The organism is Rhizobium binae (genome assembly GCF_017357225.1).
GTDB lineage: Bacteria > Pseudomonadota > Alphaproteobacteria > Rhizobiales > Rhizobiaceae > Rhizobium > Rhizobium binae.
Genome location: NZ_CP071604.1, coordinates 2,008,856 through 2,030,327 on the forward strand (window position 1 = coordinate 2,008,856; position 21,472 = coordinate 2,030,327).

General features: G+C 59.4%; 21 protein-coding genes, 2 tRNA genes and 2 pseudogenes. 9 read left to right on the top strand and 16 right to left on the bottom strand.

Going from position 1 to position 21,472, the window contains the following annotated elements; genetic code table 11:
- Positions 1–39: 39 nt before the first annotated feature.
- The gene (gene gloA, locus J2J99_RS09770) at positions 40–480 is read right to left on the bottom strand and encodes a lactoylglutathione lyase (RefSeq protein WP_168294823.1); all 441 of its coding nucleotides are present in this window, start codon (positions 478–480) and stop codon (positions 40–42) included.
- A 195-nt stretch (positions 481–675) separates the two neighbouring features.
- Here gloA and J2J99_RS09775 point away from each other — a divergent pair, with 195 nt between their 5' ends.
- Both J2J99_RS09775 and J2J99_RS09780 read left to right on the top strand, forming a co-directional pair.
- Positions 676–1,254: a cold-shock protein gene (locus J2J99_RS09775; protein ID WP_004675946.1), complete on the top strand. Its 579-nt coding sequence runs from the start codon at positions 676–678 to the stop codon at positions 1,252–1,254.
- A gap of 1 nt (position 1,255) precedes the next feature.
- Entirely contained in the window at positions 1,256–1,741 is a 486-nt protein-coding gene (locus tag J2J99_RS09780) for a DUF192 domain-containing protein (RefSeq protein WP_168294822.1), read from the top strand.
- 57 nt (positions 1,742–1,798) lie between these two features.
- On the opposite strand, the gene J2J99_RS09785 is transcribed toward J2J99_RS09780, so the two are convergent.
- A tRNA-Pro gene (locus tag J2J99_RS09785) sits at positions 1,799–1,875 on the bottom strand.
- Positions 1,876–2,536: 661 nt separating this feature from the next.
- Here J2J99_RS09785 and J2J99_RS09790 point away from each other — a divergent pair.
- A complete protein-coding gene (locus J2J99_RS09790; protein WP_010004800.1) occupies positions 2,537–2,842 on the top strand; it encodes an ETC complex I subunit in 306 nt (101 codons plus the stop codon).
- Positions 2,843–2,899: 57 nt separating this feature from the next.
- A tRNA-Arg gene (locus tag J2J99_RS09795) sits at positions 2,900–2,976 on the top strand.
- A 175-nt stretch (positions 2,977–3,151) separates the two neighbouring features.
- Here J2J99_RS09795 and J2J99_RS09800 read toward each other — a convergent pair.
- Positions 3,152–3,451: a hypothetical protein gene (locus J2J99_RS09800; protein ID WP_246735330.1), complete on the bottom strand. Its 300-nt coding sequence runs from the start codon at positions 3,449–3,451 to the stop codon at positions 3,152–3,154.
- Between the two features lie 2 nt (positions 3,452–3,453).
- Positions 3,454–3,726, bottom strand: a complete 273-nt coding sequence (locus J2J99_RS09805) for a hypothetical protein (RefSeq protein ID WP_205918626.1) — start codon at positions 3,724–3,726, stop codon at positions 3,454–3,456.
- A gap of 578 nt (positions 3,727–4,304) precedes the next feature.
- Between J2J99_RS09805 and ligD the strand changes: the two are divergent.
- Positions 4,305–5,353 (top strand): annotated as a pseudogene (ligD, locus tag J2J99_RS09810) (non-homologous end-joining DNA ligase).
- Positions 5,354–5,809: 456 nt separating this feature from the next.
- Here ligD and J2J99_RS09815 read toward each other — a convergent pair.
- The 6 genes and pseudogenes from J2J99_RS09815 to J2J99_RS09840 form a co-directional block, all read right to left on the bottom strand.
- Positions 5,810–6,135, bottom strand: a pseudogene (locus tag J2J99_RS09815) (CopG family transcriptional regulator).
- A complete protein-coding gene (locus J2J99_RS09820; RefSeq protein ID WP_168294821.1) occupies positions 6,125–6,343 on the bottom strand; it encodes a hypothetical protein in 219 nt (72 codons plus the stop codon). Before J2J99_RS09820 ends, J2J99_RS09815 begins: the two are co-directional and overlap by 11 nt.
- A 244-nt stretch (positions 6,344–6,587) precedes the next feature.
- Positions 6,588–6,929 carry an NIPSNAP family protein gene (locus J2J99_RS09825; protein ID WP_168294820.1) on the bottom strand — a complete coding sequence of 114 codons (342 nt, stop codon included), beginning with the start codon at positions 6,927–6,929 and terminating at the stop codon, positions 6,588–6,590.
- Positions 6,930–7,720: 791 nt separating this feature from the next.
- Positions 7,721–9,562, bottom strand: coding sequence for a M10 family metallopeptidase C-terminal domain-containing protein (locus J2J99_RS09830; protein WP_168294819.1), 1,842 nt, complete (start codon positions 9,560–9,562; stop codon positions 7,721–7,723).
- A gap of 1,381 nt (positions 9,563–10,943) precedes the next feature.
- Entirely contained in the window at positions 10,944–11,255 is a 312-nt protein-coding gene (locus tag J2J99_RS09835) for a hypothetical protein (RefSeq protein WP_168294818.1), read from the bottom strand.
- A 147-nt stretch (positions 11,256–11,402) separates the two neighbouring features.
- A complete protein-coding gene (locus J2J99_RS09840; RefSeq protein WP_168294817.1) occupies positions 11,403–11,843 on the bottom strand; it encodes a DUF3597 domain-containing protein in 441 nt (146 codons plus the stop codon).
- Positions 11,844–12,028: 185 nt separating this feature from the next.
- Between J2J99_RS09840 and J2J99_RS09845 the strand changes: the two genes are divergently transcribed.
- The gene (locus J2J99_RS09845) at positions 12,029–12,247 is read left to right on the top strand and encodes a hypothetical protein (RefSeq protein ID WP_168294717.1); all 219 of its coding nucleotides are present in this window, start codon (positions 12,029–12,031) and stop codon (positions 12,245–12,247) included.
- Positions 12,248–12,265: 18 nt separating this feature from the next.
- On the opposite strand, the gene J2J99_RS09850 is transcribed toward J2J99_RS09845, so the two are convergent.
- From J2J99_RS09850 to J2J99_RS09865, 4 genes are all read right to left on the bottom strand, one after another.
- Positions 12,266–13,039 (bottom strand): amino acid ABC transporter ATP-binding protein, encoded by a 774-nt coding sequence (locus tag J2J99_RS09850; protein ID WP_125844860.1) that lies wholly within the window; start codon positions 13,037–13,039, stop codon positions 12,266–12,268.
- Between the two features lie 24 nt (positions 13,040–13,063).
- Complete coding sequence (locus J2J99_RS09855) at positions 13,064–14,209, bottom strand: amino acid ABC transporter permease (RefSeq protein WP_168294816.1); 1,146 nt, start codon at positions 14,207–14,209, stop codon at positions 13,064–13,066.
- 1 nt (position 14,210) lies between these two features.
- Complete coding sequence (locus J2J99_RS09860; RefSeq protein ID WP_168294815.1) at positions 14,211–15,413, bottom strand: amino acid ABC transporter permease; 1,203 nt, start codon at positions 15,411–15,413, stop codon at positions 14,211–14,213.
- A gap of 100 nt (positions 15,414–15,513) precedes the next feature.
- Positions 15,514–16,539 carry an amino acid ABC transporter substrate-binding protein gene (locus J2J99_RS09865; RefSeq protein WP_168294814.1) on the bottom strand — a complete coding sequence of 342 codons (1,026 nt, stop codon included), beginning with the start codon at positions 16,537–16,539 and terminating at the stop codon, positions 15,514–15,516.
- Positions 16,540–16,892: 353 nt separating this feature from the next.
- Between J2J99_RS09865 and J2J99_RS09870 the strand changes: the two genes are divergently transcribed.
- Positions 16,893–18,083: a cystathionine beta-lyase gene (locus J2J99_RS09870; protein ID WP_168294813.1), complete on the top strand. Its 1,191-nt coding sequence runs from the start codon at positions 16,893–16,895 to the stop codon at positions 18,081–18,083.
- Between the two features lie 36 nt (positions 18,084–18,119).
- Here J2J99_RS09870 and J2J99_RS09875 read toward each other — a convergent pair whose 3' ends face one another.
- The gene (locus J2J99_RS09875) at positions 18,120–19,265 is read right to left on the bottom strand and encodes an FAD-dependent monooxygenase (RefSeq protein WP_168294812.1); all 1,146 of its coding nucleotides are present in this window, start codon (positions 19,263–19,265) and stop codon (positions 18,120–18,122) included.
- 24 nt (positions 19,266–19,289) lie between these two features.
- The gene (locus tag J2J99_RS09880) at positions 19,290–19,535 is read right to left on the bottom strand and encodes a zinc-finger domain-containing protein (protein WP_168294811.1); all 246 of its coding nucleotides are present in this window, start codon (positions 19,533–19,535) and stop codon (positions 19,290–19,292) included.
- Positions 19,536–19,693: 158 nt separating this feature from the next.
- Between J2J99_RS09880 and J2J99_RS09885 the strand changes: the two genes are divergently transcribed.
- Positions 19,694–20,479, top strand: coding sequence for an alpha/beta fold hydrolase (locus J2J99_RS09885; protein ID WP_168294810.1), 786 nt, complete (start codon positions 19,694–19,696; stop codon positions 20,477–20,479).
- A gap of 128 nt (positions 20,480–20,607) precedes the next feature.
- Complete coding sequence (gene cysE, locus J2J99_RS09890) at positions 20,608–21,441, top strand: serine O-acetyltransferase (RefSeq protein WP_039619506.1); 834 nt, start codon at positions 20,608–20,610, stop codon at positions 21,439–21,441.
- The last annotated feature ends 31 nt before the right edge of the window (positions 21,442–21,472 follow it).

Sequence of the window (21,472 nt, forward strand, 5' to 3'; positions counted from 1 at the left end):
AAAGCCGCAAGCTTCGCAAAAGCCTTGCGGCGAAAACCCTTACCAGGCGCCGGTATTTCCCATGGACGCCCAGGGTTCGGCGGCTGGAAGCGGACTTCCCTTCTGCAGGATTTCGATCGAAATGCCGTCCGGCGAACGCACGAAGGCCATGTTGCCGTCGCGCGGCGGCCGGTTGATGGTGATGCCGTTGTCCATCAGCTTCTGGCAGATCGCATAGATGTCGTCGACCTCATAGGCGAGATGGCCGAAATTGCGTCCTCCGCTGTAATCCTCTGTATCCCAGTTGTAGGTAAGCTCGAGGCAGGGCGCTTTTTCGTTGCGTGCACGCTCGAGATCGTCGCGGGCAGCCAGGAAAACCAGGGTGAAACGGCCCTTCTCGTTTTCGTGGCGGCGAATCTCCTCCAGCCCGAACAGGCTGGTATAAAAGGCGAGCGAAGCGTCCAGGTCTTTGACGCGAACCATTGTATGAAGATAACGCATTCTATCTACTCCTTTATTGGGGCTGGCCCTTAACGGCAAGCCGTGGTCAGCTTCGGGCAAGTCATCATCATAAAATGTGCAGCTGGGAATAACCGAAAACTAGGACTTGCGCTTATCCGTTACCAAGATGTTAATCTTGATTTCAAGAATCAGTTAACCGTAACAGTGTGACGCGTATTCGAGGGGCTGGCGACTATGGCTGATAGGATTTCATCGAACGAATACACCGATCTCGACGAGCTGTCGTCAGAGACGGTCGATCTTGTTGAAATCACCGGTGTCGTCAAGTGGTTCGACGTCGCCAAGGGCTTCGGCTTCATCGTTCCGGACAATGGCATGCAGGATGTTCTCCTGCACGTAACCTGCCTGCGCCGCGACGGTTACCAGACGATCCTCGAGGGAACGCGCATCGTTGCCCTCATCCAGCGCCGCGAGCGCGGCTACCAGGCTTTCAAGATTCTTTCGATGGATCAGTCGACTGCGGTTCATCCCTCGCAGTTGCCGCCGGTACGCACGCATGTGCAGGTCACCGCCACAAGCGGGCTCGAGCGTGCGCTGGTCAAGTGGTTCAACCGCACCAAGGGCTTCGGCTTCCTGACGCGCGGCGAGGGCACGGAAGACATCTTCGTGCATATGGAAACGCTGCGCCGTTTCGGCCTGACCGAGCTGCGCCCCGGTCAGGTGGTTCTCGTCCGCTTCGGCGATGGCGAAAAGGGCCTGATGGCCGCAGAAATTCATCCCGATATTCCGAGCCCGGCAAGCCGGTCGCATTGAGATGCGCGGTCTCGTCCTGTTTCATGCGATCAGAAGCGCCGTTTTGGCGCTTTTTTTCTTGGTCGCCCTGCCGGCCCTGGGTGAGGAGCCGCTGCGGTTCGACAAGGAGCCGCTGCTCATCCAGACGGCCGCCGGCAAGACGCTGCATTTCACCGTCGAGGTCGCGGTGACGGACGACCAGCGCGCCCAGGGACTGATGTTCCGCAAGACGATGGCCGACGACGCCGGCATGATTTTCGATTTTGGCGAGTCGCGGCGCGTCGCCATGTGGATGGAAAACACCATCCTGCCGCTCGACATGCTCTTTGCCGACAATACCGGCACGATCCGCCACATCAAGGAAAACGCGACGCCCTATTCGCGCGACATCATCGATTCGATGAGCCCGGTGAAATACGTCGTCGAACTCAATGCCGGCGTCGTCGGCAAATTGGGAATCAAGGTGGGCGACAGGATCATGAGCGCCACGACGACAAAGGCGAAGTAGCGGCGCCAGCAGGCTGCGGCGCGACTGTCAGGAAACTAAAAAAATCGGGTTATTGAATGGTCGGAGTGGAGAGATTCGAACTCCCGACCCTCTGGTCCCAAACCAGATGCGCTACCAGACTGCGCTACACTCCGTGCCGTGATTGGCAGGGGGAATACACGGTTCACTTCGCCCTCGCAACCCATAAATCCAGCTCTGCGCGGAGATTTCTCACCGGGCCTGTGGACGCAATATGGAAAATCTCGAAAGGCCGTCGATTTGACCATATGGCGCAAATGGACGTCAGCACGGGTCCGCCTCAGCCGCGGCCGAGCAGGCCGATATATTGGGCGTAGCTGATGGCGACATAGAAGAACACGGTAATGCCGGCTCCTATCACGATGGCATTGAATTCTGCCGAACGTCTCATCATGCGCGCAAATCCATAAAATTATTTGAGCTGTAAATAATCCCGGGGGCCGGCCGCGGCAATCGGGTTGTGATCACAACATGAGACGACCGGTAATATTGCGCAATTCGGCCGGAATTCTTGGGCTTCGGGCGGCGGCTGAACACCTGGCGGGATATCCGTGGTTGCGCCGTCCGCCGATATCGCTGTTTCCGTATGATCACCTCATCACTGCGGCGGGAGGGCTGGGCGCGCCGCGCACCGCTTTTTTCTTGAAAAAACGGGGATTCGCGGATAAGCAAAACTCATCTCTTCGCGCCATCCCTGGCGACGAAGCGAGGCCCGGCGACGGGACTGAGATGATGAAAGGCGGGCGCAGTCCCCGCATATTCGGAGATGCCGCAGACATGCCTGCCAAGATCTATCGTCCTGCTAAGACCGCCATGCAGTCCGGCAAGGCCAAGACCCATCTCTGGGTGCTTGAGTTCGATCAGGAGTCCCCCCGCAAGATCGATCCGATCATGGGCTACACCTCCTCGGGTGATATGCGCCAGCAGGTAAAACTCACCTTCGAAACGCAGGCGCTAGCCGAAGCCTATGCCCAGCGCAACGGCATCGAATACCGCGTCATCGCGCCGAAGGACCCGGCTCGCCAGGTCGTGGCCTATCCGGATAATTTCCGCTATACCCGCACGCAGCCCTGGACGCATTGAAGTTTCTCGTCCACATATGCCGCATCCGGTCGCGCTTCTTAAACGCGGCCGCCGGACGGCCCCTTAGCTCAGCTGGATAGAGCACCTGCCTTCTAAGCAGGTTGTCGCAGGTTCGATTCCTGCAGGGGTCGCCATAAAATTTTTACACGTTTGTTTTTATTCCGCTTCTCGGCTTGAAGCCCGCACGACCCTCCGATGCCGGCCGCTGTATATGAGCTATCAAACCCACCTATCTCAAGCGGCCGGCGACACAGCAATAGTGCTCGGCGATGACGTTGGCTCCCGGAGTCGTCGAATGTCCTTCAATGCTCATTGCGGATGGTCCATTTCGTTCCATACGGCTGCCGCTCGGCAAGTGGTATCGTCGATCATCAGTCTTCCTCCAGATAGTAGCCACCGCAGCTTTCCCGCCTTTGCGCCGCATGCAACGCATTTCAGTCGCTTCTCGACATCGCTCACCTCGGCGTGCCGCCGAGCCTGCGGCAGCGATTCCTTCGAGAACGGACGGGTTTGGCCGCATGCGACACACTCGGCCATGATGTCGAGGTGACTTGGCGTGGCGTTCATGTATCCCGGCGACCAATCTTCTATTGGTTGGAAACGAGGCATGGTCAGCTCCTCGCCATCGTCATCAGGCGCGGCGGCTCGGCTTCGGGCAGGTAGGCAATCGCCACCCTTCGGCTACCGCAAACCGGGCAGCGCATCCGCTGCGACAACATCGACAGCGGAAAAACCCGGCCTCTCGTCGCCACCAGCGTGACGATATCGAGCGGATGTTTCCAACGGCATTCACGCACGCTCTTCAGGCCCTCGCGCCTTCCCCAGGCGCACCTGGCCCTGACATCCCATCCTGCATCCATTGCCTCGCCGATCGTTTCGGCCATGCGTCCTCCTTTCCCCGTGAGAGGTTGCTCGCCGCATGATTTCGTGAATGCTCCCGCCCGAGCGATGTTGCTAATATGTTCTCATCGGATGGCGAGTCACTAACGAATATATCGCAACAAAAAATGGCCCCGCCGAAACGGGGCGGTTGGGAAACAGAGAGATGGAAAGGCGAAACCGCGCAAAGGGGCGAACCAGTTGAGAGTCTTGCAGAGCGAAGCTTCTCGCGCGCGGTCCACGTGCTAAAACGCTGGGCGCTGCGTCTGGTTTCCGTACGCGTTCGGACCGATACGCGACCGCAGTCGGTGGACCGCACGGTCGCTGCGAACAGGGGGTGCAGCAGTACAAGATACTGAAGCCGTGCGGCCCGTCGTCAAAACCGATAACTACCTGAAGAGGTTCCCGGATCCTGTGTTGATCCCAACAAAAAGCTCCGCTGGGGGCTAGTGGCTGCGCCGTGGTTGGCGGGGAGCGGTTGAAGGGCATCCTCGCGCCAAACCCGCAGCTGCCACAAAAGTCCCGCCGCACCTAATGAATATGGGCAAATTGCTTTTTAAACTTTTGCTGATGAACTTGCGGCATGACCAGGCCGCCCCGTAAACCTTCCCTGCCGCTGCTCGGTGAAGCCGACACGCCGCTCCGGAGCCGCCCGCGCCGCCGGCGCGATCCTACCAGCATCAGCTTACGCTCGACCCGATGCCGGCGCGCATCGATCCGTGCCTCGCGCTGCTGAAGCCACGGCCGCCGAAAGGCCGGCAATGGGCGTTCGAGGTGAAATGGGATGGGTACCGCCTGGCCGTTCATATCGAGCCGAACGGGGTCAGGATCCTAACCAGCGGCGGTCATGACTGGACCGATCGTTTTCCTGCCATCGTGGCCGAGGCGAAACGACTTCCTGTCTCAACGGCGATATTGGATGGCGAGGCTGTCGTATTCGACGAGCTGGGCCGGTCGGATTTCGGCAAGCTCCAGCAGTCGCTCGGAGGCCGCGGCGGAAAGCGGACATCGTGGGAATCGGTCTTGATGGTCTTCGACCTTCTCTATCTCGATGGTCGTGACCTCACGGAAACCGAGCTCACTGCGCGGCGCCATCTCCTCGAGGGTGTGGTGCCTGCCGGCGGGGAGGAGGCGATCCGGTTATCGGAGGAGATCGAGGCGGATGGTGAAACCCTTCTCCGCATCGCCTGCGAGCATGGGCTTGAAGGCATCATCGCAAAAGATCGGAACAGCACCTATCGCAGCGGTCGGTACGGCGACTGGCTGAAGATCAAATGCATTCAGAGCGACGGCTTTGTGATCGTGGGATATCAGAAGTCCAGCTCGGCGTTCGCGAATATCGGCGCGCTGCTGCTTGCGGCCCGGAAAGCCGGCGAGCTTGTCTACGTCGGATCGGTCGGAACTGGCTTTAAGGCAAGCCAGGCATTGGAGCTTCGCGGTGCCATGGATAAGTTCAAGGTGTCAGCGCCCGCCGTGAGGTATACCGGCCGGCGCAAGAACCTGGTCTGGATCAAGCCGAAACTCATCGCCGATATCGAATACCGGGCCTGGACGCATGACGGGAAGCTGCGGCATCCGTCTTACAAAGGATTGCGGGACGCTGCTGATAGTGCGGCGATTTTTGAGTTATAGGAGATGGCAATTGATGGTGATAGGCTGCCAGCAAGTCAGCGAGATGGCGCACTTTCTTTGACATTCATGCTGAGCACTTGATTCTTTGGGAGGCTAGGGTGACAAAGCGCCTGTGTATCAATTGTCTAGCAGGCTTCATTCTCTGTTTACTTGGTGCGTACGCCCTAAGTATTTACAGCGGTGGCGTGGAACACATAAACGGATTCGCGAGATACATATACAATATTTTGGGGGCGCTTCTTGCGATACTGTTCCTGCCGGGGCCGGGGAGTTATTTATTCTCGCGGTCGTGGCCGGAGGTATGCAAGGATGAAGCCAATAGGGAATTTGTGCGCAAGAGCCCCTTGTTGATGTTTCTCGTCTGGCGCGAAATCAGGGATGAGGGATTGGACGTGCGGCATTAGTGGCAGTCTGCCGTCAACGTGCAGGAAATCGCGTTTGGGAGGAAACCGCAGATCACGCGGTTCCATCGACCTGGCCATCCTCATCAAGCTCGTGCACCGGCAGATAGGTGTTCTGCTCCATCCACTCACGGACGATATACCTGATAGCATCCTCGCGCGTCAGCACGAGCTCGCTCGGGACGTTCCGTAGAGCCTCTTCAGTGTCGTCGTCGAGAGCGATCGAGCCGGCGTTGCGCACCAGCAGTGCGGCACGGGAACTATGATTTGCAGGTCCGGCCGAGAAATGTCCGCGATTCGGTTCGCGGCATCTTCTGGTAAGGTGGCGAGCCAATGCAGGTTATTTGCACTCCTGCAGTCCCTCAGATAGCTAAATGTCATCCTCATTATCGCCAGTCGGATTCGACTGCCTTATCGCAGCAACAAATAACTCGACCGACTCCAGGCCGGATGGTGGCGGTCGGATCACATAAAGGTGCCCCAATGTCCACACGTCAATTCCCATAAGCAGGGCGATCGCCACAACCTCCTCGGGGGTTCGCTTAACCTCCTTCCTTTCAATGAAGAACATGCCTGCAATCGAAAACATCCGAGCCCTCTACGTGATGGTGAGCGGACTTCAAACTGCGGCGCGCCGGCTGCCGGCCGACTGCAACCGCAGACATAGCCATTACGTCACGGCGGTATTCGAATGTCGAGTGGGGGCTATCCTCTACAAAGGAGGGTGGTCATGCACCTTTCTGTTGACTTGTAGCGTCAGAATTCAAAATTCTCTGGTTCAGCGAGGCCCACGTTGAAACACTTCTCAATCATTGCGGGCGGAGTTGCGGCCTCTATTCCGACGGTTTGGAAAAGCCGCGGTAGAAGCGCGTCGGCTTCAGCAGCGAACTGGTGATGTTGGCGACGATCGGCCCATCCGCCTCGCTTCTCGCCTTCGCCTCCTGCCACTCCCGATCGGCGATGAACTCGGCCCATTTTTGCTCGCGCTCCGCCAGCGACCGCCATTCAAGCAGATAGGTCAGATCGTTGCTGGAAGAACCGATCATCGTCGTCCAGAAGCCGAGCGAGCGGATGCCGAGACGTTCCCAGATCGCCAGCGTCGCGGTCTCGAAACGCTGTTGCAGTGCCGGCAGCTTCTCCGGCAGACATGTATAGATGCGCAATTCGTGGATCATCGGATGCTCCCAGGTGAATGTCCTTCGGAGCGTCCTCAATCCGCCATCCGAAATGACGGGCATGGTACCGCGTCGCCCCTCAGGTCAAAGCATCTTCATTGAAATTACAGCATAATGTCAGACTTTGGCATTCCTGCAGGGGTCGCCATCATTTCAAAGAGTTTAGCTGTGCTTGTTCTCTTCGGCCACCTACTGCGGCATCTGATGGTTTTTCGCGCAGAAGGGCTTCTAGTATTGATGTATTGCCGGATTTTTTGGCCAAGGGGCTTCCGGGGTAAGATATCATTGTGGTTGCAAATTGCGAGTGAGATTACAGACCGCACGCGACGATCAAGAGCGATTTGCGTAACGCGCCTTTGGCTATGCCTCTCGCCAGTCCCTCACCGCGACGAAAACCCACTCCGGCAGAATTCTTCAATCTCGGGGAAAGGCACGAGACGGCGCGGAATTGAGCTGATGTCGCAACACCACGAACGCATTGCCACGTTGTCACCAGCGGCCTTCCGTTCCACGATGCAGGGCCCTGTATCCGAGCGCCTGACCAGCGTTCTGCTGGACCGCATCAGCACGACGTCAACTTCTTCGAGATGAACCATGGAAGCTTTCGCCTCGCGAAAGGCCGCGCCTGAGAGCCCGACTGAGGCCTGTGAAAAAATTGCGGCGCGCAGATGCGACCTACTCGGGCTATGCGCAGCCGGCGGACTCATCCACGCGCCGAAACAGCCGGCTTTGCGTGCCTGACATATTTCCGATTGTTGTGGCGATCGGATGACCGCCACAACGGGTATTAGTTACAGGAGAAAATCGCCTGCCCCCAGCGCGACGTGGCCCTTCAGCTGGATCTCGAAGTCATGAACGCCGTCGCCGTTCAAATCGGCCTGGATAACGGTATGGTCGTCCTCGTAGTGCCACGCGAGCGCACCAGCCTTCTTGTCGAACAAGGCGTTCTCCTGCGCCTGGAAATGGAAGGCTGCATCGCCCTGCGCAGAGCCATTCGCATCGATCGCCGAGAGGTCGATCTTATCGACGCCATGCTGGAAGTCGGTGATGACGTCGCGGTTCCAGCCGGAGCCGGTCTCCGTCGGGGCCTTGAAGGTAAACGTATCCGAGCTGGTGCCACCGCTCATGATGTCCCTTCCGGCGCCACCAATGAGGACGTCCGAGCCGGCGCCGCCCTTCAGCACGTCGTTGCCGCCGAGACCCTTGTAGGTTTCGTTGCCGCCGTTGGACTGACCGGTGTGTGGCAGGTAGTCGTTACCATCGGTGCCGGTGTATACCTTCGTCGTCGTAGTCGGCGTGGTCGGTTGCGTCGGCGTAGTCGGCTCCGTCGGTGTGGTCGGCGTCCCCGAGCCGGAGCTCGGTTGCGTCGGCGTAGTCGTCGGCTCTGTCGGCGTGGTTGGCGCTACCGGCTGCGTCGGCGTGGTTGGCGTTCCCGATGCCGGGGAGGAGCCCGATTCATAGGCGCCCATATCGACAGTTCCAACGACGCGAGCGTCGCCGTCCAGATCAACCGAGTCGACGCCGTACTTGGCGGTTCCGCTGTCGATTGCCGCCGAGCCGGAGGCGAGGTGGAAGTCGCCGCTCGATGCCCCCGCGAAATGCGGGTCGACGCCAAGCTTGTTGCCGTCCGCCGAGCTAGGCATTGCGTTGCCGCCATCGGTTTTGACCGAGGCCTGGCCGGCCGTGCCGTTGTAGGTGATGTTGTTGGCCCACACGATGTTTTTGTTGGTGTAGCCGCCGTACGACGTGTTATCAACCGCGGTGTTGTTCTTGTTCACCGACGGGTCTGCTACGGCGATGTTGTTGACCCAGGTGTTGTTGCTCGACTGCGCGTTGCTGAGTTCGCCGCGCCAGGTGCCGTCGTTCAACAGGTCCTGATTGTTGTGGTATGCGGTGTTGTTCTTCACCGTGACGGAGTCGCTCCAGGTAACCTGGATGCCTTTGCTGCCGTTCTCATAGACGAGGTTGTTGTCGACCAGGGTCTTAAACGTGTAGTTCGGATGACCGCTCGTCTGCGTGCTCTGGAAATCGTCGATGATGATGCCGTTGCCATCGGTGTGCGCACCCGACTTCGTGACGTTGTCGTGCGAGATGTTGTTCCGGATGATGTTGCGGAAGCTGCCATCATCAGGCGCCCCGGTGATATTCCGGTTCTGGTAGAGGGAAATGCCTGAAAACCAGCCGGCACTCGCATTTTTGTAAGTCTCGTTCCCTTCGATCGTGATGAAGTCGGATCCGGCGAAGGCGATGCCGGACGCACCGTTGTCGTGGGAAACGTTGTTGGCGATCTTCACATGGTGGACGCCATCACCAACAATACCGTGCGAATCGCTTCCGTAGACCTCGAAGCCCTGGACCGCCACGTAGTTAGCAGTGATGTTGATACCATTTGCGCCGCCCGATGCCGAGTGTATCACCGCACCACCCGGTACCTCCGACCGCAAGGTAATGTAGCCGGCCGCGGAACCATCCTTGTACATGTTCACCGACTCGTTATAGACGCCCGCGCGCACCACGACCTCGTCGCCAGGCTTGAGGTCCGCGGCCATCGCCTCATTGATCGTGTGAAAAGGAGAGGTGGCACTGCCGTTACCGCCGCTGCTGCTGCTCGCCGATACGTAGTATGTTGTCATGTCTTGTTCCTCAACCGTTGCCAGTTAATATTTTTAGTTAATCCTTGGTTACGGCGAGGGGTTATAAGGCGACGTTTTGGAGGGCGCAACAGTAGCGAGACAGTAAGTGCTTGAGAAGAATAGCCATATTGCTGCCACAATATCAGAATCGATCCATTGTTACATTTTGAAATATTTGCTGAATTTTGAGTCGCCCAAAATGGGGCAATATATAATCTCGCTCGCCGCGAAATATTCTTTCTGCAACTACAGGGATATCTGCCCGTTGAAAACATTATGAAAAATTGCGGGGTGCGACCACGAAAGGCAGAATCGAATTTTTTTTCGAAATTTAGCTATTTTGGACGTCGTAGGCCTAGAAAGTGATACTAATTGAGATGATCGGGGGAGCGAGGATCGCCGAATCACCGCGACTCGAACGTCAAAATAAGCCCCGATCAACGGCACGGGCGACAAGGCAATGCTCGGTTTTCGTGAGTCCGATACCGCGATCGAGGTACTCGGAACACTGCTGCAGGCATGCTGCAAAGAGCAGCGCCGACCACTCACGCAAGCGTGCTGAACCAGGCCCCGTCATCCGCAAAGCAGCCGATCTCATCGGATCGACCGTCAACATTGCAGACCCGGTTGTTGGCTAGCCGCTCAACCCATTGCCGAAGCGACTGGCAGCAGAGGATCCCGATGCCAAGCCTCGAAACGGCGGCGCTTGGATCGGTAGCTCGGGGGAGTCTCACTAAGAAAATGAGCTTGCTCCGTCGGACGAGCGGGACTGGGATAGCCGGTATGCCAGCCGCCGCGCCGAGAGCAACGGCGGCGTCGTCCATACGACCTACAACGGCAATGAAACCTGCCTGAGGCATGAATCATAAAGTGCTTGCCGAACGGACCGTCGACGGCTTGCAAGCACGAGACAGCAAGCCGACCAGCGATCCTGTTTTAACGGCCTTGGAAAAGCTTGATGATCTTCGGAGTAATGCCGTGTTGTTTGACGTCGACGACACCGTCATAGGTATGCGGCCGGAAACAACGGCTGCAACAAATCGCTCGCATGCAAGCCGTGGAGCTTCGGCGTCCGAAACATCTGTCACAAGCCCGGCGCCGAGACGGACATTTGCATCAAATCGGTCGCGCAATCTTTCACCGCTCGCTTCTCGCCCTTGAGCTGCATTGCAGCAATGTGAAGTAAGCATCGTAGTCCTGACGGGTAGGACGCAGGCGGTTAGAAGTTCCACGGCAATCATCATTGTTAGGGTACGACCGCATTTGTCACGGATCGGCGTTCCTTACCTATTTCGATCCGTGCGACGCGAAAGACGACGCGTGAATCCAATGGATTTCGCCGAAAGGATGGAAGGAATTGCTGGGGGCGTAACCACTTTTCTCAGCGATCCAGGAAATGATCGAAATAAACCTTCGGAATGGGGTAGGCGTAGACGCCCCGGTCGACGAAGCCGTGTCTGTAGAGGCAGTTTCTGAGCGCCGCGTTGTAATGCAGGCTTTGCGGATCCGGGGAGCCGCGTTGCCATGAGCCGGCCTCCGGTTCGCACCACCGGAGGGCTTTGTCGTATCGAGCCAGGAGGACAGGATCGGTATCGACCAAAACACCGCCGTAGGATCGGTAGTTTGAAGGTGATTCTGCGGCCGAAATACAGCCCAAGCTAAGTGCAACGCCAACGACTGCCATCAATCTCATTGGATTTAGTTCCCCTGATCGATCATCGAAGTATTCCAGCCGAAGGTTATTGGTTTCAACGCCTGCGGGCAAGAGGCATGCACTGCAAGGGCATGGCAAGATGACGGGCCGCCGCAGTGGGCGGCTGTCATCCATCCTCTCGGTGGATCAATCCAGGAGATCGGCCGGCACCTTGCCGCCATTTTCCGACAGCCGCTTCATCAGTGCCTTGTGCAACCACATATTCATTTTTGCGGAATCGCCGCTGTCGCCGACATAGCCGAGTTCGGCGGCAAGCTCCTTGCGCTCGGCGAGGCTCGCATCCATCCCGACGGCTTTCATAAGGTCGACGATCGAGTGCCGCCAATCGAGTTTCTGGCCGCTCTTCTTCACAGCCGCGTCGAGGATGGGGACGATGTCGACTGTTGCTGCCGCCGGGGCTGGAGCCGTCTTGCTCTGCGCTGGAGAAGCCGTCGGCGCCTGGCTGGGCGCCGGCGAAGGTGAGACGGGAGTTTGGACCGGTGCCGCCTTTGGTGCATTGGCGGCAGCGGGTTCGGCAGCTTTGGCTTCTCCAAAGATTGCATGTTTGATCTTGTCAAAAATTCCCATTCCTGAACCTCCGGCTTCGTAAAATAGAACATGCTGAACATGGAGTTCCTGCAAGGCATATCCAGAAGAGCGGAAGTTTATTTTTGCCACTTAAATGGAGGGAGCAAAGATCTTGATAACCGCGGCCAACGTGATCGACCCGGCTTTCGCCCTGTTGGAAGCAATCCTTGTGCTAATCCTTCAGTGTGAACCATAGGGAGGAGGCGGCGGCCGCTACGTCTGATGATGCCGCCGACGCTGTCGAGGCCCGCACGCTGGATGCCTTCCGCGCCATGGCTGCCGACCAGCGGCGCAAGATGATCATCCGTTGCGTCGATATATCCTCTGGTAGCAGCCTCTTGCAGGGCGGCCTCCCGTTGAACGTCAAAGACCCGCCGAACCGGGAGGCGCGGCGGGTCTTTTAGAAAGCTTCAGCTCGAGACTTAATGCAGGATCTGGCTGAGGAACAGCTTGGTGCGCTCGTGCTGCGGATTGTCGAAGAACTCGGCCGGCGAATTCTGTTCGACGATCTGGCCCTGGTCCATGAAGATGACGCGGTTGGCGACCTGGCGGGCAAAGCCCATTTCATGGGTGACGCAGAGCATGGTCATGCCTTCCTCGGCAAGACCGACCATGGTGTCGAGCACCTCCTTGATCATCTCAGGATCGAGCGCCGAAGTCGGCTCGTCGAACAGCATGATCTTCGGGTTCATGCACAGCGACCGGGCGATCGCCACGCGCTGCTGCTGGCCGCCGGAAAGCTGGCCGGGATATTTGTTGGCCTGTTCGGGGATCTTGACGCGCTTCAGGAAATGCATGGCGATCTCTTCCGCCTGCTTCTTCGGCATCTTGCGCACCCAGATCGGCGCCAGCGTGCAGTTTTCGAGGATCGTCAGGTGCGGGAAGAGATTGAAGTGCTGGAACACCATGCCGACTTCGCGCCTGACTTCATCGATCTTCTTCAGGTCGTTGGTGAGCTCGGTGCCATCGACGATGATCTGGCCCTTCTGGTGTTCTTCCAGCCGGTTGATGCAGCGGATCATTGTCGATTTGCCGGAGCCCGACGGGCCGGCGATGACGATGCGCTCGCCGCGCATGACCTTCAGGTTGATGTCGCGCAGCACGTGGAAATCGCCGTACCACTTGTTCATGTTGATGATCTCGACCGCGACTTCGGTCGTCGAGACGGTGAGCTTTTTCGCTGGAGCTTCAGCCATGATTGTTTCCCTTATTCTTATCGTTTAGCGTTTGTGGCCGGTGTCGAGGTGGCGTTCTACGAATGCTGAATAGCGCGACATGCCGAAGCAGAAAAGCCAGAAGGCGAAGCCGGCGAAAATCAGCCCGGTTAACGGCGTTACCGCGGTTGCCCAGTTCGGATCGGTGAAAAGGAAACGGACGATGCCGAGGAGATCGTACATGCTGATGATCGACACCAGCGATGTGTCCTTGAACATGCCGATGAAGGTGTTGACGATGCCGGGGATCACCAGTTTGATCGCCTGCGGCAAGATGATCAGCCGCATCTTCTGCCAGTAGCCGAGGCCAAGCGAATCCGCACCCTCGAACTGGCCCTTCGGGATGGCCTGCAAGCCGCCGCGAACGACTTCCGCCATATAAGCGGAAGCGAAGATCGCCACGCCGATCAGCGCGCGCAGGAGCTTGTCCACCGTCCAGCCCGCCGGCAGGAAGAGCGGCAGCACGACGCTCGCCATGAAGAGCACCGTGATCAGCGGCACGCCGCGCACGACCTCGATGAAAATAACGCTGACCATGCGAATAACCGGCATGTGCGAGCGCCTTCCGAGCGCCAGCAGAATGCCGAGCGGGAAGGAGACCGCAATGCCGACGAAGGATAGCACCAGCGTCACCATCAGCCCGCCCCAGCGCGGCGTCTCGACGATTTCGAGGCCAAATCCGCCGTAAAGCAGATAGAAGGAAACGATCGGCAGTACGATGAAGAGCAGGGTGGCGTTCAGGCGCTTTTGTGGCACCGAAGGGATGAGCATCGGCACCAGCAGCAGTACGAAGAGGATGCCGACCAGCGTCGGCCGCCAGCGCTCACCGGGCGGATAGCCGCCGAAGATGATCTGGTCGAACTTGGCGCCGACGAAGGCCCAGCAGGCACCGCTCCAGCCCTCCGGCTGAACGCCGCCCTGCACCGTCGTCGCGCAGAACGTTCGGTCCGGGCCGCTCCAGACCGCCTGAACGAAAAGCCAGTCGATCGCATGGAGCAGTCCCCATGCAAGGAATGCGCTCGCCAGGACGGTTAGGACGATATCTTTCGGCGTCGCAAGCAGGTTGCGGCGGATCCAGGCCAGTGCGCCTTTTTCTCCCGCGGGCGCCGGCTCCGGCGCCAGTATTGCGGTTCTGACGAAACTGTTGCTCATCTTATCTCTCCACCAGCGCCATCTTGGCATTGAACCAGTTCATGAACAGTGAGGTCACGATACTGAGGCTGAGGTAGATGACCATCCAGATAAAGATCACCTCGACGGACTGACCGGTCTGGTTCAGCGTCGTGCTGCCGACGGCAACGAGGTCGGCAAAGCCGATGGCGATGGCGAGCGACGAATTCTTGGTGAGGTTGAGATACTGGCTGCTCAGCGGCGGAATGATGATGCGGAAAGCCTGCGGAATGACCACCAGCCGGGTGATCGCCGAAGGGTGCAGACCAAGCGCGGCTGCCGCTTCCGTCTGCCCTTTCGGCACGCCGCGGATGCCCGAGCGCACGATCTCGGCGATGAAGGCCGCGGTGTAGAACGAGAGCGCCAGATAGAGCGACATGAATTCGGGGCCGACCACGGAGCCACCGCTCAGATTGAACTTGCCTGCGATCGGATAATCGAAGGAGAGGGGCGCTCCGGCGACCAGGAAGGCAAGCAGCGGCAGGCCGATAAGCAGGCCGAGCGAAGCCCAGATCGTGTGGAACGGCTGACCCGTCGCAGCCTGCCGGCGATGCGCCCAGCGGGCGGTCACGACAGCGGCGACGATCGCGATCACGAAGGCGACGCCGACGAGCCAGAAACCTTCTCCGAAGATCGGTTTCGGGAACGAGAGGCCGCGATTGTTGAGAAAGGAGCCGAGGGGCAGGTGCAGCGATTCGCGGGCATTGGGCAAAATCGCCAGAACGCCCGAATACCAGAAGAAAATCACCAGCAGCGGCGGGATATTGCGGAAGATCTCGACATAGACCGTGCAGAGCTTGGCGATCAGCCAGTTCCGCGAAAGGCGGCCGATGCCGATGACGAAGCCGATGATGGTTGCCGTAATGATGCCGGTCACCGCGATCAGGATCGTGTTCAGAAGACCGACCACCAGCGCTCGTCCATAGGTCGAATCGCTGGAATAGGCGATCAGCGATTGACCGACCTCGAAGCCGGCGCGGCTGTTGAGAAAGCCGAAACCTGAAGCGATGTTGGCACGCGCCAGATTGACTGCCGTGTTGTGTGCAATCCACCAGATGATGGTGACCAGCAACACGATGGTAAGAACCTGGAAGAAAATGCCCCGAATTTTCGGGTCGTAGAGGGCGGACTGGAAGCTCCAGCCGCTTCTCGGCAATGGTGCCGAATCCGCAACATGATGCGTCATGCCTGGCCAATTCCCCATGTTATGCGCCCCTTTTCGGAGCTTTTTTATAGGAGGAGGAAAGGCGGTCGCCCGCCTTTCCGGCTTTCAAGCGTCGTGCCGATCAGCGAACCGGCGGCGCGTACTGGATGCCGCCCTTGTTCCACAGCGCGTTCAGGCCGCGTGCAATCTTCAGCGGGCTGCCCTGGCCGATATTGCGCTCGAAGACTTCGCCGTAATTGCCGACGTTCTTGATGACATTATAGGCCCATTCGTTGGTCAGGCCCAGATCGGTGCCGATCTTGGTGTCCGCCTCGACGCCGAGGAAGCGCTTGATGTCGGGGTTAGGCGAGTTCTTCATGTCATCGACATTGGCCTGGGTGATGCCGAACTCTTCAGCATTGATCATGGCATAGCCAACCCAGCTGACGATATCGAACCACTGGTCGTCACCCTGGCGCACGGCCGGGCCGAGCGGCTCCTTGGAAATGATTTCCGGCAGGATCGCATGCTCGTCGGGATTCTTCAGCGTCAGGCGCAATGAATAGAGACCGGATTGGTCGGTCGTGTAGACGTCGCAGCGGCCGGCGTCATAGGCGGCGTTGACCTCATCCAGCTTTTCGAAAACAACCGGATTGTACTGGAGGTTGTTTGCCTTGAAATAGTCGGCGAGGTTGAGCTCGGTCGTCGTGCCCGACTGGACGCAGACGGATGCGCCCGACAGCTCGAGCGCCGACTTCACGTTCAGGCTTTTGCGAACCATGAAGCCCTGGCCGTCATAATAGTTGACGAAACGGAAGTTCAGGCCGAGCGCGGTGTCGCGGTTGATCGACCAGGTCGTGTTGCGGGCCAGAACGTCGACTTCACCGGACTGAAGCGCGGGGAAGCGGTTGGCGGCGCTGAGCGGGGTGAACTTCACCTTCGTGGGATCGCCGAAGACTGCCGAAGCGACGGCCTTGCAGAAATCGACGTCGAAGCCGGTCCAATTGCCGGAAGCGTCGGGCGCGGCAAAGCCGGCCAGGCCGGTATTGACGCCGCACTGTACGAAACCCTTGGCCTTGACGTCACCAAGAGTGGTGGCCGAGGCTGCCGATGCGCCAAGTGCCAAAACCGCTGCGCCGATGGCGGCGGACAGGAGCTTATTCTTCATTTTCCCAACCTTTTCCGTTGTCTTATCTTTATTTGTGGGGAGTGCGTGTCCGAACGTTGCGTCCGCCTCCCCAATCGTCTCGACACCCTCCCGGCGCGAGTGGGTCTATCACAGTCGCAAATGCCACTATGGTCAAGTGTCGCCATCGATAATTGCGGCAAAATTCAGAATTTTGCTCAATTGCGCCGCATTCATGGGCGGCTGGTCAGGAAATAGGCGTTCGATTGCGGAAAAATAACGCGAAAATCATACTTTTCGATGGGAGCCGACCCCCGGCCCAAGGGGTTGACCGGAGGCGGCGGGGCGTCCAAAAGTCTCGTTTTCGCGTCCCCTCGCCAAAGGCTATTCCCGACATGAAAGACAAAAACAGCTTGCTGCAGAATGCCGGTATCAACACCCGCCTGAGCCATATCGGCAACGATCCCTTCGACTATCACGGTTTCGTCAATCCGCCGGTCGTGCATGCCTCGACGGTGCTGTTTCCTAACGCCCGGACGATGGAGACGCGTGCGCAGAAATACACCTACGGGACGCGCGGCACGCCGACGACGGATGCGCTCTGCGAGGCGATCGACGCTCTCGAAGGTTCGGCCGGGACCATCCTCGTTCCCTCGGGGCTTGCGGCGGTCACCATTCCGTTTCTGGGTTTCGTCGCTGCCGGCGACCATGCTCTCGTCGTCGATTCGGTTTACGGCCCGACTCGCCACTTCTGCGACACGATGCTCAAGCGCCTCGGCGTCGAGGTAGAATATTACGATCCGTCGATCGGCGCCGGCATCGAGGCGCTGTTCCGACCGAACACGAAGATCGTACATACCGAGGCTCCCGGCTCCAACACCTTCGAGATGCAGGATATTCCGGCGATATCGGGGGTTGCCCACCGCCATGGCGCCGTCGTGATGATGGACAATACCTGGGCGACGCCGCTTTATTTCCGGCCGCTCGATCATGGCGTCGACATCTCCATCCATGCGGCGACGAAATATCCGTCCGGCCATTCCGACATTCTTCTCGGAACGGTGTCGGCCAATGCCGAGCATTGGGAGCGCCTGAAGGAGGCGAACGGGGTGCTCGGCATCTGCGGCGCACCCGATGATGCCTACCAGATCCTGCGCGGGTTGCGCACCATGAGTCTGCGCCTCGAGCGGCATTATGAAAGCGCGCTTGCTATCGCCGAATGGCTGGAGGGCAGGGCGGACGTCGCGCGCGTGTTGCATCCGGCGCTGCCGAGCTTCCCCTCCCATCATCTCTGGAAGCGCGACTTCAAGGGGGCGAGCGGCATCTTTTCCTTCGTGCTTGCCGCCGATGGTCCCGCGCAATCCAGGGCAAAGGCGCACGCCTTCCTCGATGCGCTGCGGATCTTCGGCCTCGGCTATTCCTGGGGCGGCTTCGAAAGCCTCGCTTTGCACGCCTATCTGAACGACCGCAAGGTCGCCAAGGCCCCGACCGACGGTGCGGTCATCCGCCTGCAGATCGGCATTGAAGACGTGGCCGACCTCAAGGCCGATATCGAACGCGGATTTGCGGCGGCAAGCGCCGTCTGAGGCCAGGCGTGGAGCGCCGCCGCCGCTTGCGGTGCTCTATGGCATGGCGCGATAGCCGTAGATCCAGTCGAGATCCGCCGCCAGGCTTTGCGGCGGCTTCAGCCCGAGCACGAGATCGCGGCCGATCCGGATCGGCCCTCTCGCATGATAGGCAAAGCGGTTGAAGGCGCCGCGCTGGCGAAGCTTGGCAATGCGCGGCACGCGATGGTTTTCGAAGAGCGCCAGCGCTTCAGCGACGGGACGAACCGAAAGGAACGCTGCAAGTTCACAGGCGTCTTCGATCGCCATCGCCGCTCCCTGGGCGGCAAAGGGCATCATTGCGTGAGCGGCGTCGCCGATCAGAACCGCCCTGCCGTCCTGCCACGCGCCTGTTGTGGTTTCGAACAGCGGCCAGAAGGTCAGCTTCTGCTGCCTCTCGATCAGCGAGACGATCGCTGCGTTCCAGCCGGCAAGACGTGATCGCAGCTGGGCGCGCTGCTCCGCCGCCGGCTCGCTTTGCCAAGCCTCCGGCGCAATGTTGCCGGCGGTGATTGCCACCATGTTGAAACTGCCGGTTTCCTTCAGCGGATAGCTGACCAGATGCGCCGACCCGCCGAGGAAAGCGGAAACGCTTGTCCGATCGAGGAAGCCGGGGGCTTCATCCTCGGCAATGGTGAAGCGAAAGGCGATATTGCCGGAAAAACGCGGCGAGGGGCTGCCCGCAATAGATTGCCGCAGCTGCGACCAGACGCCGTCGGCGCCGATCACGACATCGGCCGGCCGGTCGGAAGGCGGTCGACCCGCTTCCATGCGCATTCCGAGACGAAGCCGGCAGAGCGGATCGGCTTCGACCGCGGCGATCAGCGCTTTCTGCAAAGTGGTGCGGTGCAGGACGCCATAGGGCGCGCCCCAGCGCTGCCGGGCGAATTTGCCTGCCGGCACCGCCGCAAGCTGGCGCAGCGAACTGCCCGAAATCAGTCGGATGCTCTCAGGTTCGAGCCAGATCCTCGAAAGCCCGTCCAGGATGCCGAGGTGGGCAAGAATGCGGGAGGCATTCGGCGAAAGCTGCAATCCGGCGCCGACTTCGGTGAGTTCGTCTGCCTGCTCGAAAATCTCGGAGCTGATGCCCCGGCGCGAAAGCGACAGCGCAGCGGTCAGCCCCGCAATTCCGGCGCCGATGATGACGGCATGTTCGACCGGCATTGCCTGTCCGATCCGACTGGTCGGTTACGCCGCCTTCACGTGGAAAACGCAGCCGGCCGGATTGGTCTGGCTGGGCTTGAGGGAGGAATTGAAGCGGTAGAGCGTCGAACAGTAGGAGCAGACCTTCTCGTTGTCGTCGCCCATGTCGATGAAGATGTGCGGGTGATCGAAGGGTGCCGAAGCGCCCGTGCACATGAATTCCTTGACGCCGACTTCGATGACGCGATGACCGCTGTCGTTCTGAAAGTGAGGGATGTTGTGGCCGGCCATGTCGCTCTCCGAATGCTTTGAAAGGTGGGCGGACCTTATAAGCCTTCGCCGCAAATGTGTAGAGCCAAAGCGCCGCGGCAAGCACAGTTTTCAGCCACGGTTTTTGGCTTCACGCTGGCAGGCGGCTCGACTATGGTCGCGCCAAAAAGGAAGACCCTATGAACCTGAACACCCCAGTTTTTTCAAGCTTCACCCATGACGGATTGCGGCTCGCATTTTTTGACGAAGGCGATCCCTCCGGTGTGCCTGTCCTGTTGATTCACGGCTTTGCCTCGACCGCCAACGTCAACTGGGTGCATCCGGCCTGGCTGAAGACGCTCGGCGATGCCGGCTACCGGGTGATCGCCATCGACAATCGCGGCCATGGCGCGAGCGACAAGCCGCATGATGCCGAAGCCTATCGTCCATGGGTGATGGCCGGCGATGCGATCGCCTTGCTCGACCATCTCGGCATCGCCGAAGCCAATCTCATGGGGTATTCGATGGGCGCGCGCATTTCCGTCTTTGCCGCACTCGCCAGTCCGCATCGCGTCCGCTCGCTGGTGCTCGGCGGCCTCGGCATCGGCATGACCGACGGAGTCGGCGACTGGGACCCGATCGCCGACGCGCTGCTGGCGCCGTCGCTGGATGCGGTGACGCACGAGCGTGGCCGGATGTTCCGCGCCTTTGCCGAACAGACGAAGAGCGATCGCACTGCGCTCGCGGCCTGCATTCGCGGCTCGCGCGATCTCGTCGCCCGCTCGGATATGGCCAAACTCGATATGCCGGCGCTGATCGGCGTCGGCACCAAGGACGATATCGCCGGTTCGCCGCAGCAACTGGCGGCACTGATGCCCGAGGCCGAGGCGCTCGATATTCCCGGCCGCGATCACATGCTCGCCGTCGGCGATAAGGTGTTCAAGCAGGCGGTGCTGGCCTTCTACGAAAGGGTCGCCGAGGGCTGATATCATCGTGATGTCGAAAAACCATCCTAAAAAACCATGGTGACGGCACCCATTTATGTTATGGGCGTTTTCCACTATATACTGGCATTGCGAAAACGGCATTCCTGTTGGTAACGAGGAGAGCGGCGATGGTCGCCAAGACAGACATCCGTGCTTTTGAGACAGGCCATCCGCTGAAAGTGATGGACCCCATCTGGGACAGCCTGCGCGAGGAAGCTCGCGCCGCTGCCGAAACGGATCCGGTTCTCGCCGCGTTTCTCTATTCGACGGTGATCAATCACCGTTCGCTCGAGGAATGCGTCATTCACCGCATCTGCGAACGCCTCGATCATCCCGACATGCAGGCGATCCTCCTACGCCAGACCTTCGAGGAAATGCTCGCCGACTGGCCGGAATGGAGCTCGATCCTACGTGTCGATATCCAGGCGGTCTATGACCGCGATCCCGCTTGCCTGCGCTTCATGGAGGCGGTGCTCTATTTCAAGGGTTTCCATGCGCTGCAGACGCATCGTCTGGCCCACTGGCTGCTGAACCGCGGCAGGCGTGACTTCGCCCTTTATCTGCAAAGCCGCTCCTCCAGCGTCTTCCAGACCGACATCAATCCGGCCGCCCGTATCGGCAAGGGCATCTTCCTCGATCATGCCACCGGCCTCGTGATCGGCGAAACGGCTGTTGTCGGCGACAACGTCTCGATCCTCCATGGCGTCACGCTCGGCGGCACCGGCAAGGAGGGCGCCGACCGCCATCCGAAGATCGGCAGTGGCGTCATGATCGGCGCCGGCGCGAAGATCCTCGGCAACATCGAGATCGGCTTCTGCTCGCGCGTCGCCGCCGGCTCCGTCGTGCTCAAGGCCGTGCCGCCGAAGAAGACGGTTGCCGGCGTTCCGGCCAAGGTCGTCGGCGAGGCCGGTTGTTCCGAACCGTCGCGCAACATGGACCAGGTGATCGGCGCCGATATCTGAGCGCCTGTTGGAAAGAGGATAGGAAAAACCG

What these genes read in the sequence shown, in the direction of transcription:
- gloA (WP_168294823.1), bottom strand. Translation starts at nt 480, where the DNA reads ATGCGTTATCTTCATACAATGGTTCGCGTCAAAGACCTGGACGCTTCG.
- cysE (WP_039619506.1), top strand. Translation starts at nt 20,608, where the DNA reads ATGGTCGCCAAGACAGACATCCGTGCTTTTGAGACAGGCCATCCGCTG.
- J2J99_RS09875 (WP_168294812.1), bottom strand. Translation starts at nt 19,265, where the DNA reads ATGCCGGTCGAACATGCCGTCATCATCGGCGCCGGAATTGCGGGGCTG.
- J2J99_RS09775 (WP_004675946.1), top strand. Translation starts at nt 676, where the DNA reads ATGGCTGATAGGATTTCATCGAACGAATACACCGATCTCGACGAGCTG.
- J2J99_RS09830 (WP_168294819.1), bottom strand. Translation starts at nt 9,562, where the DNA reads ATGACAACATACTACGTATCGGCGAGCAGCAGCAGCGGCGGTAACGGC.
- J2J99_RS09840 (WP_168294817.1), bottom strand. Translation starts at nt 11,843, where the DNA reads ATGGGAATTTTTGACAAGATCAAACATGCAATCTTTGGAGAAGCCAAA.
- J2J99_RS09860 (WP_168294815.1), bottom strand. Translation starts at nt 15,413, where the DNA reads ATGACGCATCATGTTGCGGATTCGGCACCATTGCCGAGAAGCGGCTGG.
- J2J99_RS09855 (WP_168294816.1), bottom strand. Translation starts at nt 14,209, where the DNA reads ATGAGCAACAGTTTCGTCAGAACCGCAATACTGGCGCCGGAGCCGGCG.
- J2J99_RS09820 (WP_168294821.1), bottom strand. Translation starts at nt 6,343, where the DNA reads ATGTTTTCGATTGCAGGCATGTTCTTCATTGAAAGGAAGGAGGTTAAG.
- J2J99_RS09885 (WP_168294810.1), top strand. Translation starts at nt 19,694, where the DNA reads ATGAACCTGAACACCCCAGTTTTTTCAAGCTTCACCCATGACGGATTG.
- J2J99_RS09865 (WP_168294814.1), bottom strand. Translation starts at nt 16,539, where the DNA reads ATGAAGAATAAGCTCCTGTCCGCCGCCATCGGCGCAGCGGTTTTGGCA.
- J2J99_RS09850 (WP_125844860.1), bottom strand. Translation starts at nt 13,039, where the DNA reads ATGGCTGAAGCTCCAGCGAAAAAGCTCACCGTCTCGACGACCGAAGTC.
- J2J99_RS09790 (WP_010004800.1), top strand. Translation starts at nt 2,537, where the DNA reads ATGCCTGCCAAGATCTATCGTCCTGCTAAGACCGCCATGCAGTCCGGC.
- J2J99_RS09835 (WP_168294818.1), bottom strand. Translation starts at nt 11,255, where the DNA reads ATGAGATTGATGGCAGTCGTTGGCGTTGCACTTAGCTTGGGCTGTATT.
- J2J99_RS09880 (WP_168294811.1), bottom strand. Translation starts at nt 19,535, where the DNA reads ATGGCCGGCCACAACATCCCTCACTTTCAGAACGACAGCGGTCATCGC.
- J2J99_RS09870 (WP_168294813.1), top strand. Translation starts at nt 16,893, where the DNA reads ATGAAAGACAAAAACAGCTTGCTGCAGAATGCCGGTATCAACACCCGC.
- J2J99_RS09825 (WP_168294820.1), bottom strand. Translation starts at nt 6,929, where the DNA reads ATGATCCACGAATTGCGCATCTATACATGTCTGCCGGAGAAGCTGCCG.
- J2J99_RS09805 (WP_205918626.1), bottom strand. Translation starts at nt 3,726, where the DNA reads ATGGCCGAAACGATCGGCGAGGCAATGGATGCAGGATGGGATGTCAGG.
- J2J99_RS09800 (WP_246735330.1), bottom strand. Translation starts at nt 3,451, where the DNA reads ATGCCTCGTTTCCAACCAATAGAAGATTGGTCGCCGGGATACATGAAC.
- J2J99_RS09780 (WP_168294822.1), top strand. Translation starts at nt 1,256, where the DNA reads ATGCGCGGTCTCGTCCTGTTTCATGCGATCAGAAGCGCCGTTTTGGCG.